We start from the raw sequence: 16707 nt of genomic DNA, 5'->3' as shown, positions 1-16707 counted from the left end.
TATCATTGCCTGTCTCTGAATGTAAATCTAAAAAAAGGAATATGAAAATTTTAATGAAAGGTTTAGGAATATTTTTAATAATAGCAATGTTAGCATCCTGCATAGCACCGCCTCATCCCAGAAGCAGACCAATGCCGCCGGGACACGCTAAAAAGATTTATGGCGGGAGTGCAAAACACTATGCTCCCGGACAGGTTAAAAAGAGAGGACATCATCACGGAAGGCGTTAAAAAATAAAAAATCCCCAAAATAATTGGGGATTTTTTATTTCAAATTTTAAAACCTTGTCTTTTTAGGGTTAAGAAAAGTATTGAAAATCATTACTTCCTGCCCGAATTTTTTTTCTATAATCTCAGTGATGTTTTTCAGCTCACTTTCCATAAATTCTTCACGTTTTTCTTCGCTGTCAAAAATTAAAAGAAGATTGTAGTTTTTGCCGTCTTCAATATACTCGCTGTGCACTTCAGACAAGATATATTTTTCTACATCCATGAGATTTTCGGTCATCAGAATCAGAGTATCATCCACGTAATTCTCCCATTCTCCGATATTGTCTTTGGTACAATGGAAGGTAATGCTCAATACGCTCATATTTTTAGATTTTTTAAGATTATTTGGATAAATAGTTCGACAAAAATCGGTAAAAATTTCGTAAATTAGCCCGTTATTAAATATTCAAAATAAATAGTTTTCGGGTCGTTTTTTAAACATCTGATTATCATTACAATAAAAGTTATATATGCAAAGAGAAGGAGAAAGATTGATTCCTATCAACATTGTTGATGAAATGAAGTCCTCTTATATTGATTATTCAATGTCCGTTATTGTTTCAAGAGCTTTACCGGATGTAAGAGATGGCTTGAAACCTGTTCATAGAAGAGTACTTTACGGGATGTATGGTCTGAACGTTTTTTCAAATAGAAAACACTTAAAATCTGCAAGAATCGTAGGGGACGTTTTAGGTAAATATCACCCACACGGAGATTCTTCTGTATATGATGCTATGGTAAGAATGGCTCAAACATGGAGTTTGCGATATCCACAGGTTGACGGACAGGGTAACTTTGGTTCAATGGATGGAGATCCGCCTGCAGCAATGCGTTATACCGAGGCAAGATTAAAGAAAATTTCAGACGAAATATTATCAGATCTTGACAAGGAAACAGTAGACTTTCAAAATAACTTTGATGACAGCTTAACGGAACCTACCGTAATGCCTACAAAAATCCCAAATCTTTTGGTTAATGGTACTTCTGGTATCGCAGTAGGTATGGCGACCAATATGGCGCCGCATAATTTAACTGAAGCTGTAGATGCAATTACTGCATATATTGACAATAGAGAAATTACAATTGATGAATTAATGCAGCACATCATCGCACCCGATTTTCCTACAGGTGGGATTATCTACGGTTACGATGGGGTAAGAGATGCTTTCCACACAGGAAGAGGAAGAGTTGTTCTAAGAGCAAAAGTGAGCTTTGAGGAAGTGCATAACCGTAATGCAATCATTGTAACGGAGATTCCTTATCAGGTAAACAAAGCGGAAATGATTGCCAGAACTGCTGAATTGGTGAAGGATGAAAAAATCCCAGGAATCTATGAAATAAGAGATGAATCTGACAGAAACGGAATGCGTATTGTTTATGAATTGAAAAATGATGCAATTCCTAATGTAGTTTTAAACTTACTATACAAATATACCTCACTACAGACTTCTTTCAGTGTCAACAATATTGCATTGGTACACGGAAGACCCGAACAGCTGAATTTAAAAGATATTATTCACCATTTTGTTGAGCACAGACACGTGGTGATTGTAAGAAGAACCGAGTACGAGCTTAAAAAAGCTAAAGAAAGAGCACACATTCTTGAAGGTTTCATGAAGGTGATCGGAACTCAGGATTCTTTAGATAAAGCAATTGCAATTATTCGTCACAGTGCCAATCCACAGGCTGCGAAAGAGGGAATTATTCAGGAATTTGATCTGTCTGAAATTCAGGCACAGGCAATTCTGGATCTTCGTTTGGCTCGTTTAACAGGAATGGAGCTTGACAAAATCCGTGATGAATATGAAGCAATTATGAAAGAAATTAATAATTTGGAAGATATCCTGGCAAACGAACCAAGAAGATTCCAGATTATCAAAGATGAATTAATTGAAATTAAAGAAAAATACGGCGACGAAAGAAGAACAGAAATCGATTATTCAGGAGGTGAAATGTCTATCGAAGATATTATTCCGAATGAAGCGGTAGTTCTTACAATTTCTCATGCAGGATATGTAAAGAGAACGTTGCTATCAGAATACAAAATTCAAAGCAGAGGTGGTGTAGGAAATAAAGCTGCTACGACAAGAGATTCAGATTTCTTAGAGTATATTGTTTCTGCGACCAATCACCAATATATGTTGTTCTTTACCGAAAAAGGTAAATGTTATTGGTTAAGAGTATTTGAAATTCCTGAAGGCTCTAAAACTGCAAAAGGAAGAGCGGTACAAAACCTAATCAACATCGAGCCTGATGATAAGATTAAAGCATACATCAGAACCAATAATTTAAAAGATACTGAGTATGTAAACCAAATGAGCGTTGTAATGGTAACCAAAAATGGTACGATTAAGAAAACGTCTTTGGAAGCTTATTCACGTCCTAGAATAAATGGTGTAAATGCAATTGAAATCAGAGACAATGATATGTTGTTGGGTGCATATTTAACCAACGGGACTTCTGAAATCATGATTGCTACAAAAAACGGTAAATGTATCCGTTTCCCTGAAGCAAAAGTGAGAGAAGTCGGCAGAGGTTCTATCGGAGTTCGCGGGATCAGCATGGAAGATAATGATGAGGCAATTGGTATGATTGTTGTGAACGATTTGGAAAATGATACGGTTCTTGTCGTATCTGAGAAAGGATATGGTAAAAGAACTGCGGTAGAAGATTATAGAATTACCAACAGAGGCGGAAAAGGGGTTATCACTTTAAATATTACCGAAAAAACAGGTAATCTTATTGCTATTCAGAATGTTACGGACGATGATGGTTTGATGATTATCAATAAATCTGGTGTCGCTATCAGAATGAATATGAATGAGATGCGTGTGATGGGTAGAAATACTCAGGGTGTAAAAATGATCAATCTGAAAAAGAATGACGAAATTGCAGCCATCGCAAAGGTAGAAATGGATAAAGATGTAGTGGAAGAAGACGAACTTTTAGAAGGTACAGAAACTGCAATCATTTCTGAAGATGAAGATGCTTTGGAAATAGAAAATAATTCAGAAAAACCAGATTCAGAAGAATCTAGTGAAAGTTCTGAAACTGAAGAGTAAATAAAATAATTAAAATTCTTATTATGAAAAAGCTAATTTTAAGTATAGCAATCATTTCTTCAGCATTTGTTTTTGGACAAAAACAGGATGCTAAAGATGTAAATGCGCAACTACAGGCTTCTAATAAAGCAGCATTTGATGCGTATAACGCAAAAAATTATGTAGTAGCAGCACCCAAGTTTTTGGAAATGTACAACTTGATGAAGAACAGTGGCCAGGACGATAAGATTTATATGTATTATAGTGGACTGAGTTATGCTCTTGCTAATAATGTAGATGAAGCAATAAAAATTTACACTGAACTTGCTAATTCTGGATTTACTGGCGTTCAAACTCAATATACTGCAAAAGAAACTAAAACCGGTGAAGTCACTGCACTGAACAAAGGAATTTGGGAAGGTTTAAAGAAAACAGGTTCTAAAGATTACACAGATTTCAAGATTGAACAAACTAAAAGTGTTGAGCCTGAAATTTATGAAACTTTATCTACTCTGCTACTAAATGCAAAGAAAAACGATGAAGCTTTAGCATTAATAGAAAAAGGTTTAGCAAAATTTCCTAATAATGCAAAATTAAAGGAATATCAAGGTTCAGCCTTGTATGCAACAGGAAACACCGATAAATTTTTAGTAAATCTAAAAGAACAATTGGCCAAAAATCCTAATGATGCTACAAATTGGTATAATTTAGGGGTTTTACAATCAAAAAACCCTGCAACTGAAGCAGATGCAATTGCTTCTTTTCAAAAAGCAATAAGTCTCGCAACAAATAATCCTACATTAAGCAATAATGCTAACCAAAATTTAGTGTTTACTTTAATAGGTGATGATGCGAAGGCAGTTGAGCTTATAAATGTATCAAGAAAATCTAACCCTGATGAAGCTACAAGATTAATAGAAGCGCGAAAAGAAAGATTTAGCAAAGCATTGCCTTATGCAGAAAAATGGTATCAGTTAAATCCTGAAAACATCGATTCTGTTACAACTTTGAGAGAAATCTATGTAATTACAAAAAACCAGGCAAAAGCTGCTGAAATGAAAGCGAAGCAAGCTGAGCTTGAAGCTAAGCAGCCAAAACAATAATTAAGTTTTTATTTAAATATTAAACCGAAGCAATTTTGTTTCGGTTTTTTATTGGATATCATTTAAACTTAGTAATGATTAATATGAATTTTGAAAACCATAAAATTCTATTAGTTTTAATAAGTAATTTATATAGATAATGTAAAGCGTATTTTCAGAATTATCCTAACAAATCAATGTTAAATTTCTCTGTAATTCCGTATATTTGAGAAAAATTTTTACAGAATGATCGAGTGGAAAACCGTCAAAGAATACGAAGATATTACCTATAAAAAATGTAATGGTGTAGCAAGAATTGCCTTCAACAGACCTGAAGTTCGCAATGCTTTCAGGCCAAAAACAACCTCAGAATTATACGATGCTTTTTATGATGCTTACGAAGACTCTTCGATAGGTGTCGTTTTGCTTTCCGGAGAAGGGCCAAGTTCTAAAGATGGAGGTTGGGCTTTTTGCAGTGGTGGTGACCAGAACGCAAGAGGTCAGCAAGGTTACGTAGGTGAAGATGGTAGACATCGATTGAATATACTGGAAGTTCAGCGTTTGATTCGTTTTATGCCAAAGGCCGTGATAGCAGTTGTTCCGGGTTGGGCAGTTGGTGGTGGTCATTCACTTCATGTGGTGTGTGATTTAACTTTAGCGAGTAAAGAACACGCTATTTTTAAGCAAACTGATGCTGATGTGACGAGTTTTGACGGTGGTTATGGTTCTGCATATTTGGCAAAAATGGTCGGACAGAAAAAAGCGCGTGAAATTTTCTTTTTAGGAAGGAATTATTCTGCGCAGGAAGCTCTGGAAATGGGAATGGTCAATGCTGTAATTCCTCACGAAGAACTAGAAGATACCGCTTACGAATGGGCTCAGGAAATTTTAGCTAAATCTCCGACTTCGATCAGAATGCTGAAATTTGCCATGAATCTTACAGATGACGGAATGGTTGGGCAACAGATTTTTGCCGGTGAGGCTACACGTTTGGCTTACATGACAGAAGAAGCGAAAGAAGGCAGAAACGCATTTTTAGAAAAAAGAAAACCTGATTTCGGAAAAGATCAATGGATTTCGTGATCATTCAGTCCTCAAAATTTTCTTTAAATATCATCTCGCAGATCATAGAAGATAAAAATATTAATATTTCTAATATCTGCGAGATATTTACAAATTATGGAACAAAACTTTCAGAATCCTCAGATTTTTGATCTGGAAATTCCTGATTTCAGCGATTTGAAATTAATGGCTGTTTCACCAAAATATCTGAAGATTGTTTTATTGAATCTTGGTTTATTCTCGATTTTTATCATCGGAGCAATTTCGGTGGCTTTTTATTTCCTTTATTCTAGTTTTAATTTAATTCAGATTTGGGTATTCATTGCGGTTGTTTTTATTCTTATCAGCTTTCTTTTTCTGAATGCGATCATTGGTTTTAAATTTAGAAAATATGCCCTCCGTGAAAAAGATTTAGTGTATCAGCACGGATGGTTGAAGCGAACTTTAATGATCATTCCTTTCAACAGAATTCAGCACATCAAAGTGGAGCAAGGGTGGTTCTCCAAAATATTGAAATTAAAATCTGTGACGGTATACACAGCCGGAGTTAATGGTGGAGATATTTCTATCAGTGGTTTACCGGAAGACATTGCAGAAGGAATCAACAATTTGATTCGTCAAAGTATTTTGCAGGAAAAAACAGAAGATGGAAGAGAATCTTAATTCTTTTTTTCAGCCCCAAAGACAATCCAAAACAGGGATCGTTTTGCTTTTTCTTTACAATGTGGGAATGGTGATCAAAAACTTATGGGTTTTTGTTATCCTTTTTTTTGTAAGAAAAGATAAGATGGAATCTTGGATTATTCTGTCTACAATAGGTTTGGCACTTTTAATTATAATCGTTTCTGCAGTATTACAGTATTATCATTTTAAATATTATATTGACGAACAAAATGATGAATTTGTTATTCATGAAGGAATCATCAATACTTCTGTTACTAAGATAAAAAAAGAAAATATTCAGGAAGTAAATATTTCTCAACCTTTTATCCATCGTTTTTTCAATATTTATAAATTGGAAATTGATACACCGGGAAGTTCTGATAAAGAAGTGAAGATTTCTGCTTTAACGAAAGAAAATGCTGTAGATCTGAAGAAATATCTTTTGTCGGAAAAACAATTTGAAAAGAAAAGCGAAGAATTTGGTGAAACTTCTGTAAATGAAGAAGTGAAGGATATTCGTTCTTTAAAAATTTCAACATTAAGTATCTTAAAATATGGAATTACAGCTAATTATATTCAAAGTTTTTTTGCTTTAATAAGTTTGATTATTTACGGTTTCTCAGAGCTTACCAATTTTCTCAAAAAGGCAGAATTTGAGACACAGCTAGATTATGATACGGTAGAATCTCAGTTTTTGGCATTTTCTGTTCCTGTCATTTTAGGCATTATTTTAGTCGTCATTATTTTAGGAATTCTTATTAACGCCATCCGTACGATCATTAAATTTTTCAATTTTAAAATTACCGAAAACGATAAAAGTTTTTCTTTCGAATACGGTTTGTTCAATACCAGAAATTCAATTGTAAGCAAATCTAAAGTTCAGGTGATTACCGAGACCCAAAACTGGATTCAGAAAAAAATGAATGTTTCTTTTGTGAAATTTTTGCAGATTGGAAAAAACGAAGAAGGAAAAAATGTTTCTGCAGTTCCGGGAATCAATAAAAATGAAAAAACAAAACTTATTTCAGCAATATACCATGAAGTCCCAAATTTTACTGAGGGTTTAAAGCCTAATTTCAGATTGGTCATTGTAAATACTTTTGTATGGATTGCAATGCCATTTATTTTGGTATTCATCATTAACAGAGATTTATTGTTAAACTATTGGTTATTAGTACTAATATATGTAGTCTTGGTAGAATTGATTATTTTGATTTCATTCAGAAATTTAAAATTGTTTTACAACAAAAGATTGATCAGGCTTAAATCAGGAATTTGGGACATTGATAACCGAACTTTTGAGATAGAAAAGCTTCAGACTGTGAAAATTTCTCAGTATTTTTGGCAAAAGAAAACAAACTTGGGAAGTATCACTTTTTATACGTCTGCAGGAAGTTTTAAAATTGTCGCATTAGATTTTTTTAAACTTAAAAAACTGTTGAATTACTGTGTGTATAAAATTGAAAATTCTAAGAATAATTAAACAAAAAATTTAATGTCAGATTGGATAAAAGCTGCAAGGCTTAGAACGTTACCGCTTTCTCTGAGCGGGATAATCATGGGATCATTCATCGCAAAATGGAGACTCTGGGGAGAAGGTGGAACCTGGGACTGGAAAATTTTTGCTTTGGCATTATTGGTCACTTTACTCTATCAGGTTTTGTCAAATTACGCCAATGATTACGGTGATGGTGTGAAAGGAACAGATGCAAAAAGAATGAATGAAGCAGAGTCCAGAGCTGTAGCATCAGGAAAAATAACAGCAAAGCAGATGAAAAATGCAGTCATTCTTTTTTCAGTTTTATCTTTTGTGGCAACTGTAGCACTTTTATATTTGGCTTTCATTCCGGATCATATGAATGAATTTTATATTTTCATTGGTTTGGGTGTTGCGAGTATTTTGGCAGCAATTGGTTATACCGTAGGCAAAAAACCTTATGGTTACATGGGATTAGGAGATATTTTTGTATTTATTTTCTTTGGACTGGTTTCTGTTTGCGGAAGTTATTTTCTTTTCACCAAAACGTTCAGTTGGGACATACTTTTACCCGGAGCAGCTGTTGGAATGTTAAGTATGGCAGTTTTGAACCTCAATAATATGCGCGATATCGAAAGCGACAGGTTATCAGGTAAAAAAAGTTTGGCGCTTAGAATGGGCATTAAAAATGCAATGATTTACGAAATGATTTTGTTGCAGTTTCCGTTGATCTTAATTCTTATCTTTTTGGGAATAAATGGTTTTATCCAATCACAGAAATATTATGTTTTTATCGTCATGATTCTGATTATTCCAATGGCAAAACTGAGAAGAAAAATAATGGAAGTAAAAGAACCTAGAGAGCTTGATCCTTTCTTAAAACAAGTCGGAATTATCACTTTTATGATGGCTGTTTTTACCGCTATTGGACTCAATTTTTTTAGTTAATATATTCTTGGATCAATACAACAATACAGATTTTTTAAATAAACTCTAAACAAATATAAAATGAAAATACAATACTTAGGACAAAACTGTTTCCTGTTCACATACAAAGACAAAACAATACTTTGTGATCCTTTTTACAATTACAAAAAAGCAGAATCAGGATTTGATATTTCTGCTCAAAAAATCGATTATATTCTTATAACTCATGCTCATGGCGATCATATTGCTGATGTAGAAGAGGTTTTGCAACATTATCCTGAAGCTACAGTGATCGGTCAGCCAGAAATCTGTGCTTACTATAAAAATGCAAAAAATAAGGATGATGTAAACTTAGGAGGATCTGCAAAAATTGATGATCTTAAAATCTCAATGGTTCCTGCTCATCACACAAGCTCATTCCCGGACGGAAGTTATGGTGGAGTTCCTGTAGGATATATTTTCAGACTTCCGGAAGGTAAAAACGTGTATTTGGCAGGGGATACCGGAGTTATGGCAGATATGCAGTTATTTCCGCAGTTATACGGAAATTTAGACTTATCAATTCTTCCGATTGGCGGTCATTATACGATGTGCTCCAGAAAAGCAGCTTTTGCAGCTTCAGAATTATTAAAAACTCCAAAAGTTATCGGATGTCATTTTGATACTTTTCCTGCAATCGAAATTGATCATGAGAATGCTTTGAATCAATTTAAAAAGAAAAATGTGGAATTGATACTTCCAAAACTGGGCGAAATTTTCGAGATATAACAAAAAAAATTAAGAGATTAAGTAATTTAAATCAAATCATCTTAATCTCTTAATTTATAAAAATAAAAAATGGCAAGCTACCTAAATCACACCGCTACGACCAATTACCTTTGCTGCGTTCCCACCCTGGAGGGTTCTCAGGAGCTGGTTGTTTAGGACTTGCCGTTGCAAATATAGGAATTAATTGTAAACTTAAAAATATTATTAAAGAAAAAATCCTAGAAAATCTCTTTATTAAAGCTAAATCGCTGAAATTTAGAGTCATATTTTTTAAGAATTTTTCTAAAAATTTGAATTATGACGAAAAGTCCAGTAACCTTAGGAATTTTATTGTATGCAGCTACAATGTTGATCTTTTTTGTAGTTTATTTTCTCTTTTCCGGTGTTGAATATTTTGACACTTCATTGAAAGTCAATGCTTTCGTTTTACCAATTTTTTATGCCTTAGCTGCTTTTTGGTCAGTAAAATCCCGTTGGAATAAATACAGAATGGGTTTTAAAGAAGCATTCAAAAGAGCTTTTGTTCCGATGTTTGTAGGAGGAATATTATCAATTGTAAGCATTTTTTCTTTCCTAAATTTCATTGATACCGATGCAAAAGATCTTTTGAATTATCAATATGTTCAGAGACAGAAATCAGAATTGGATAAAGAATATCTTTCAGCAAAAAAAATTCTGAAACATCAAAAAGACATCGATGAACTTGAGAAAAAATATCAGGAAGGTCTTCAGAGATTTGATCCTAAAAGAATTAAGGGAAAAGATATGTTAACGGCAAGTCATTTTTCAGGATATTTTGCGGCAATTCTTATATTTTACGTAGTTTTGTCAGTATTTTTCGGGGCATTTTTCAGAAAGAAAACAATGCCTGAAGAAATCATCGAAGAATAATTTTTATTAAAATTAAATGAATTTATCTATAGTCATTCCGTTGCTAAACGAAGAAGAATCTCTCGAAGAGCTTTTTACAAGAATTGATAATGTATGTAAAACCAGTAATTTATCTTACGAAGTTTGGTTTATCGACGACGGAAGTACAGATTTATCGTGGAGCATTATTGAGAATTTAAAAGTTCAGCATCCACAGATCCACGGAATTAAATTTTCCAAAAATTATGGAAAATCTCAGGCCTTGCATGCGGCTTTTGAAAGAACAAACGGTGATGTCATTATCACAATGGATGCCGACTTACAGGATTTTCCGGAAGAAATTCCTGAACTGTACAGAATGGTGGTTGATGACAATTATGACATCGTTTCCGGCTGGAAGAAGAAACGTTTTGATAATGTAATGACCAAAAATGTTCCTTCAAAACTATTCAATGCAGCGGCAAGAAAAGTTTCCGGAGTGTATTTGCATGACTTCAATTGTGGTTTGAAAGCCTATAAAAAACAGGTCGTAAAATCGATCGATGTATATGGAGATATGCACCGTTATATTCCTGTTTTGGCTGCCAATGCGGGTTTCAGAAGAATTACAGAAAAAGAAGTTCCGCATCAGGCAAGACCTTACGGTACTTCAAAATTCGGAACCGAAAGATTTGTTCGTGGGTTTTTAGATTTGGTAACCCTTTGGTTTGTAAGTCGTTTCGGTGGCAGACCGATGCATTTCTTTGGCGCTGTAGGAACTTTAATGTTTATTGTAGGTTTTCTCTCAGCATTTTGGTTGGGTATTTCAAAATTAATTGACGTGGCAAGAGGAATTTACGGACATCTGATTACCAACAATCCGTGGTTTTTTATTGCATTGACGATGATGCTGATGGGAACTTTACTGTTTATTGCAGGATTTTTGGGTGAAATGATTATCCGAACCAACAGAGAGCATAAGAATTATAATATTGATGAAGTGATATAAAATGAAAAAAGTTATTTTTCTATTAGCATTTTTCGCATTAGTTTCGTGCGGAAACATTTCTCCGAAAGGCAATTTAGAAAAAAAGGAAATTGATGTCGAAGAATTTGTTAATTTAGATTTAGACGGAAAATTCCGTGTCTTTTATGCGCGCGGACTGAAGAATTTTGTTGAGATTGAAACTTATCCCAATATCGCTGATAATCTAGATGTTGACGTAGATGATAAAACACTTTCTATCAGAGAAGGCAGAGGAACAAAAGGTGTAGATTTCTATAATGTGACGATTTATTCTAAGTATAATCTGGAAAAAGTTTCTCTTTCAGATTCTGTTGAAATGAATATTTCGAGCGAAATTAAAACCGATAATTTTAGACTCAATTTAAAAAATAATGCTACTTTTATAGGTTCAGTGAACACAAGAAGAGCAGAAGTGGAAATGCTGAACAGAAGCCGTGCTAATTTTTTAGGTGCGACCAAAGATGCAATGATAAAGATCTCTGATACAGCAAGTTTGATTGCTCCATACTGGAAAATTACCAATCTGAATTTGGATTCTCAGAACGGCAATTATGCAGAAGTCAATGTAAAAGATTCGCTGAAAGGAACAGTAAAGAATACTGCGAAGTTCGTCTATTATAATGATCCGATAAGAGCATTTAAGGTTGATAAAACAACGAGGGTAGAAAACAAGAAATTACGCTAACTGTTTAAATTGAATAAAATAATTTTAAACATTCTCAAATATTCAACTCTAGTTATTCTGCTTTGGATATTAATAATTGTCACAAGATTTTATGCTGGTGATTATTGCACGACTGTTTATAATATGTTTATTGTTCCATGTATTGTATTTCTTATAATCATTAATATAATAATTCTTTATAGTATTGATTTTAGAAGAAAAAAATATAAAATAACCAATTATGTTTTGTTCGCTATGGTTTTTATTTTTTCGGTTCATATTTCTTTAAATTATTTTAATTCTGAAAAAGAACCTGAGCAAAGATTTTTAGTTGATAGTAATATCCACGGAAGACTTAAAGTTTATTTATATAAAAATAAAACTTATCAGATTGTTGCAAGTTCACCTCATGTTACTTGTCATTATTTTGGAAAGTATAATCTAGATAAAAATTATCTGATTTTTGACGAAGATATTATTGAAAAAACAACATATCAGATTTCAAAAAAATATAAATTTGACACAAATAAAAAAGATTTTGAATCTGTCGAAATTGGATTTCCAAATTTGATAAAAGATAATTGATAAAATACAAAATATAAAGCTACAAACTACAATATGACAACATTAGAAAAAGCACAACTTTGGTTGAGTGATACCTTCGATAAAGAAACGAGAGACGCTCTTCAACTATTAATCGACAGCAATTCTCCAGACTTAGAAGATTCTTTTTACAGAGAATTAGAATTTGGTACAGGAGGAATGCGTGGGATTATGGGTGTTGGAACTAATCGTTTAAATAAGTACACGTTAGGTCAAGCTACACAGGGACTTGCGAATTATATGTTACAGCAATTTCCAGGTGAAAGCATCAGTGTTGCGATTGCTTATGATGTAAGAAATAACTCAAAAGAATTCGGAAAACTGGTTGCGGATGTTTTAACGGCAAACGGAATCAAAGTTCTTTTGTTTAAAAACCACAGACCGACTCCGGAATTATCTTTCACAGTTCGTGACAAGAAATGTAATGGAGGAATTGTGTTAACGGCTTCTCACAATCCGCCAGAATATAACGGTTATAAAGTATATTGGAATGACGGTGCACAAATCGTTCCGCCACATGATGAAGCGATTATTAATGAAGTATATTCTGTAAAGTTTGAAGAAATCAAATTTGATGGAAATGATGATTTGATCGAATGGATCGGAGAGGAGCAGGATGAAGTTTATATTGATGCTTGTATCGAAAATTCATCGTATCAGAATGTTGAAAAAGGAAATTTGAATATCGTTTTCACTTCAATTCACGGAACAACTTACACAACAGTTCCTCAGGCTTTAGAAAAAGCGGGTTTCAAGAAAATCGATTTGGTGAAGGAACAAATGATTCCAAGTGGTAATTTCCCAACGGTAGCTTCTCCCAATCCGGAAGAACCTGCAGCATTGGAAATGGCAATGGACTTAGCTAAAATCACCAACGCAGACATCGTCATCGGAACAGATCCGGATGGTGACAGATTGGGTATTGCAGTTAGAAATCTGGAGGGAGAAATTCAGTTATTGAATGGAAACCAATGTAATACGATTTTAACATACTATATTTTAGACCAATGGAAAAAGCAGGGTAGAATTACCGGAAAAGAATTTATTGGTTCTACCATTGTAACTTCTGACATCTTCTTTGATATTGCTGAAAAATTCGGTGTCGACTGTAAAGTGGGTTTAACAGGCTTTAAATGGATCGGGAAAATGATTCGTGATTTTGAAGGTCAAGAAAAGTTTGTTTGTGGTGGTGAAGAGAGTTTCGGTTTTATGACCGGAGACTTCGTTCGCGATAAGGATTCTTGCGGAAGTATTGTTTTGGCCTGCGAAATTGCAGCGTGGTGTAAAGCCAACGGAAAAACAATGTACGAATACCTGATTGAGATTTATCAGGAAACCGGAATGTACTATGAAGGATTAATCAATGTGACGAAAAAAGGCAGAGACGGTGCAGAGGAAATTCAGAATATGATGAAGAATTTCCGTGAAAATCCGCCAAAATCATTGGCAGGTTCGCCAGTTGAAGAAGTAAAAGACTTTAAAGAGCAAACGAATTATATAGTTTCTGAAAATAAAAAACATGTGATGGACGATATTCCAAAATCTAATGTTTTGATTTATTATACACAAGACGGAACAAAAGTTTGCGTAAGACCTTCAGGAACAGAGCCGAAAATTAAGTTCTATGTTTCTGTAAAACAAAATTTAAACTCAAAAGAAGATTTTGAATCAACCCTAAAATCTTTGAAAGAAAAAATAGAAGAAGTAAGAAAAGATCTTCAGTTAAATTAATATAATTAGTTATAAGTTTTGAATTATAAATTATGAGTGAAAGCATTGTTGGTAAAAAAAGTTTTGATTTCGCTGTAATTATTGTCAATTTTTATAGAAAGTTTACAGTTGATAAAAAAGAATATGTTTTATCTAAACAACTTTTACGCTCTGGAACTTCAGTAGGAGCAAATGTTCGTGAAGCTTTAAATGCACAAAGTAGATTAGATTTTATACATAAATTATCCATCTCTCAAAAAGAATGTGACGAAACAATTTATTGGCTAGAACTTTTATTTGAAACTCAATATATTTCAAAAGAAGAATTTGAAAAATTAAGAAATCCTGCGATAGAAATTTTAAGAATATTGAGAAGTATTATTATAACTACAAAGAGTAAAAACTCATAATTCATAATTAATAACTTATAACATTTAACATCTAATAATAAATAAAGTGAAAGTTTCAAAATTAGCGGCGAACCTGATCGGTTCTGAAATTGTAAAAATTGGTAATGAAGTTAATGATTTAAAGGCAAAAGGAGCAGAAATAGCCAACCTTACCATTGGCGACCTGAATTCTAATCTGTATCCGATTCCTGCACAGTTGAAGGAAGAAATTCAGAAAGCATATCAAAATAATTTAACCAATTATCCGCCGGCAAACGGACTTTTATCTTTAAGAAAAGAGGTTTCTAAAGACTTGAAAAGGAGATGGAATCTTGATTATGATGCGAATGATATTTTGATCACAGCAGGTTCCAGACCATTGATTTATGCTGTTTATAAAGTAATCGTTGACGAAGGTGATAAAGTAATTTATCCGACACCATCCTGGAATAACAATCATTATGCGTACTTAACTTCTGCTGATGCTGTTGAAGTAAAAACAACGCCTGAAAATAATTTCCTTCCAACTGCAGACGAGCTTAGACCTCACTTGGATGGTGCTGTTTTATTAGCACTTTGTTCACCTCTAAACCCTACCGGAACGATGTTTACAGAAGCTCAACTAAGAGAAATCTGTGAAATGGTATTGGAAGAAAACAAAAATAGAGGTGCAGACGAAAAGCCATTGTACCTGATGTACGATCAGATATACTCTAATCTGACTTTCGGAGCAAAACATGTTGATCCTGTATCACTTTTCCCTGAAATGAAAGAATATACCATTTACATTGACGGAATTTCTAAATGTCTGGCTGCAACGGGAGTTCGTGTTGGTTGGGGATTTGGTCCGATGCATATCATCGACAAAATGAAAGCACTTCTTACCCATGTTGGAGCTTGGGCACCAAAACCGGAGCAGGAAGCCACTGCGAAATTTTATGAAAATGCAGAAAACGTTGATACTTTTGTAGAAGAATTTAAAGGTAAACTTGAAGCGAGTTTAAAAGTCCTTCACAACGGAATTCAGAATTTGAAAGGCAAAGGCTTGGCGGTAGAAAGTATCGAGCCAATGGGAGCTCTTTATCTGACCATCAAATTAAATTATATTGGAAAAACAAAACCCGACGGTTCTGTTATTGAAAATTCATCTGATTTAGTATTTTATTTAATCAATGATGCAGGAGTTGCTTTAGTTCCTTTTTCCGCATTTGGGGAGGATAAAACCGAACCTTGGTTCAGAGCTTCAGTAGGAGGTTTAGATATCAGCGAAATTGAACTGATGATGCCGAAATTGGAGAATGCTTTAAATAATTTGCAATAATTTAAAATAAAAATGCTTCAGCTTTTTTCAGCTAGACGATTCTTATAATATGATTTTGGAATTGTTGTGCAGAATTGATTTGAAGCATTTTTTAAGAATAAAACTTATGAAAATCATCGCTGTCATCCCTGCACGTTACGAAGCCAGCCGTTTTCCCGGAAAGCTGATGCAGATTTTAGGAGAAAAAACAGTCATTGCAACGACGTATCAAAATGTTGTAGAAACAGGTTTGTTCGATGAAGTTTTTGTAGCAACAGATTCTGAAATTATTTTCAGTGAAATTCAAAATCACGGCGGAAAAGCTGTCATGACAGGGCAACACGAAACGGGAAGTGACCGTATTGCAGAAGCCGTTCAGAATATTGATTGTGATATCGTCATCAATGTTCAGGGAGACGAACCATTTTTAAAATTAGAACCTTTAAAGCAATTAATCGAAGTTTTTAAAGAAGATGAAAATCAGGAAATTTCTTTAGCTTCGTTAAAAATACAATTGACTGAAAAAGAGGAGATTGAAAACCCGAATAATGTAAAAGTAATTACCGATAATAATGGCTTTGCATTGTATTTCAGTCGCTCCGTAATTCCCTTTCATCGTGAAACCTCTTATGATGTTAATTATTTTAAGCATATTGGCGTTTACGCTTTCAGAAAACATGCTTTGCTACAGTTTTCAAAATTAGAAATGAAGCCTTTAGAAATTTCAGAAAAAATAGAATGCATCCGTTATTTGGAATATGGCATGAAAATCAAGCTGCTAGAAACTAATTTCATAGGAGTTGGAATCGATACACCTGAAGATCTTGAAAAAGCCAGAAAATTACTATCCAATTAATTGGTAAACTGCTCAACTGA

General features: G+C 33.8%; 17 protein-coding genes and 1 other RNA gene. 16 read left to right on the top strand and 2 right to left on the bottom strand.

The window, feature by feature from the left end:
- The first annotated feature begins 41 nt into the window (after positions 1-41).
- A complete protein-coding gene (locus ACZZZA_RS13905; RefSeq protein ID WP_463432713.1) occupies positions 42-230 on the top strand; it encodes a quinol oxidase subunit 4 in 189 nt (62 codons plus the stop codon).
- Positions 231-276: 46 nt separating this feature from the next.
- Here the strand turns inward: ACZZZA_RS13905 and ACZZZA_RS13900 are convergent, their stop codons facing one another.
- Complete coding sequence (locus ACZZZA_RS13900) at positions 277-591, bottom strand: DUF4286 family protein (RefSeq protein WP_463432711.1); 315 nt, start codon at positions 589-591, stop codon at positions 277-279.
- A 148-nt stretch (positions 592-739) separates the two neighbouring features.
- Here ACZZZA_RS13900 and gyrA point away from each other — a divergent pair, with 148 nt between their 5' ends.
- The 7 genes from gyrA to ACZZZA_RS13865 all read left to right on the top strand — a co-directional run bounded on the left by gyrA (position 740) and on the right by ACZZZA_RS13865 (position 9289).
- Positions 740-3331, top strand: a complete 2592-nt coding sequence (gene gyrA, locus ACZZZA_RS13895; protein WP_463432709.1) for a DNA gyrase subunit A — start codon at positions 740-742, stop codon at positions 3329-3331.
- Between the two features lie 23 nt (positions 3332-3354).
- Positions 3355-4413, top strand: coding sequence for a tetratricopeptide repeat protein (locus ACZZZA_RS13890; RefSeq protein WP_463432707.1), 1059 nt, complete (start codon positions 3355-3357; stop codon positions 4411-4413).
- Between the two features lie 225 nt (positions 4414-4638).
- A complete protein-coding gene (locus ACZZZA_RS13885; protein ID WP_219969150.1) occupies positions 4639-5475 on the top strand; it encodes a 1,4-dihydroxy-2-naphthoyl-CoA synthase in 837 nt (278 codons plus the stop codon).
- A 96-nt stretch (positions 5476-5571) separates the two neighbouring features.
- Entirely contained in the window at positions 5572-6117 is a 546-nt protein-coding gene (locus tag ACZZZA_RS13880; RefSeq protein WP_463432705.1) for a PH domain-containing protein, read from the top strand.
- Positions 6101-7600 carry a PH domain-containing protein gene (locus tag ACZZZA_RS13875; RefSeq protein WP_463432703.1) on the top strand — a complete coding sequence of 500 codons (1500 nt, stop codon included), beginning with the start codon at positions 6101-6103 and terminating at the stop codon, positions 7598-7600. Before ACZZZA_RS13880 ends, ACZZZA_RS13875 begins: the two co-directional genes overlap by 17 nt.
- A gap of 12 nt (positions 7601-7612) precedes the next feature.
- The gene (gene menA / locus ACZZZA_RS13870) at positions 7613-8542 is read left to right on the top strand and encodes a 1,4-dihydroxy-2-naphthoate octaprenyltransferase (RefSeq protein ID WP_463432701.1); all 930 of its coding nucleotides are present in this window, start codon (positions 7613-7615) and stop codon (positions 8540-8542) included.
- A 60-nt stretch (positions 8543-8602) separates the two neighbouring features.
- Positions 8603-9289, top strand: coding sequence for a metal-dependent hydrolase (locus tag ACZZZA_RS13865; RefSeq protein ID WP_463432699.1), 687 nt, complete (start codon positions 8603-8605; stop codon positions 9287-9289).
- 67 nt (positions 9290-9356) lie between these two features.
- Here the strand turns inward: ACZZZA_RS13865 and ffs are convergent.
- Positions 9357-9454: signal recognition particle sRNA small type (ffs, locus tag ACZZZA_RS13860), an RNA gene on the bottom strand.
- A gap of 132 nt (positions 9455-9586) precedes the next feature.
- On the opposite strand from ffs, the gene ACZZZA_RS13855 reads away from it, so the two are divergent.
- From ACZZZA_RS13855 to kdsB, 8 genes are all read left to right on the top strand, one after another.
- Positions 9587-10180 carry a DUF4199 domain-containing protein gene (locus ACZZZA_RS13855; RefSeq protein ID WP_463432697.1) on the top strand — a complete coding sequence of 198 codons (594 nt, stop codon included), beginning with the start codon at positions 9587-9589 and terminating at the stop codon, positions 10178-10180.
- A 16-nt stretch (positions 10181-10196) separates the two neighbouring features.
- Entirely contained in the window at positions 10197-11147 is a 951-nt protein-coding gene (locus ACZZZA_RS13850; protein WP_463432695.1) for a glycosyltransferase family 2 protein, read from the top strand.
- 1 nt (position 11148) lies between these two features.
- The gene (locus ACZZZA_RS13845) at positions 11149-11850 is read left to right on the top strand and encodes a GIN domain-containing protein (RefSeq protein WP_463432693.1); all 702 of its coding nucleotides are present in this window, start codon (positions 11149-11151) and stop codon (positions 11848-11850) included.
- Positions 11851-11859: 9 nt separating this feature from the next.
- A complete protein-coding gene (locus tag ACZZZA_RS13840; protein WP_463432691.1) occupies positions 11860-12414 on the top strand; it encodes a hypothetical protein in 555 nt (184 codons plus the stop codon).
- A 33-nt stretch (positions 12415-12447) separates the two neighbouring features.
- Complete coding sequence (locus ACZZZA_RS13835) at positions 12448-14163, top strand: phospho-sugar mutase (RefSeq protein WP_463432689.1); 1716 nt, start codon at positions 12448-12450, stop codon at positions 14161-14163.
- Positions 14164-14195: 32 nt separating this feature from the next.
- Positions 14196-14552 carry a four helix bundle protein gene (locus ACZZZA_RS13830; RefSeq protein ID WP_463432687.1) on the top strand — a complete coding sequence of 119 codons (357 nt, stop codon included), beginning with the start codon at positions 14196-14198 and terminating at the stop codon, positions 14550-14552.
- Between the two features lie 46 nt (positions 14553-14598).
- Positions 14599-15852, top strand: a complete 1254-nt coding sequence (locus tag ACZZZA_RS13825) for a pyridoxal phosphate-dependent aminotransferase (protein ID WP_463432685.1) — start codon at positions 14599-14601, stop codon at positions 15850-15852.
- Positions 15853-15958: 106 nt separating this feature from the next.
- Positions 15959-16687: a 3-deoxy-manno-octulosonate cytidylyltransferase gene (gene kdsB / locus ACZZZA_RS13820; protein ID WP_463432683.1), complete on the top strand. Its 729-nt coding sequence runs from the start codon at positions 15959-15961 to the stop codon at positions 16685-16687.
- The last annotated feature ends 20 nt before the right edge of the window (positions 16688-16707 follow it).

The organism is Chryseobacterium sp. AC405b (assembly GCF_979258685.1).
Note: the sequence above shows the minus strand (reverse complement) of the source record. Positions and strands in the feature narration are given on the sequence as shown.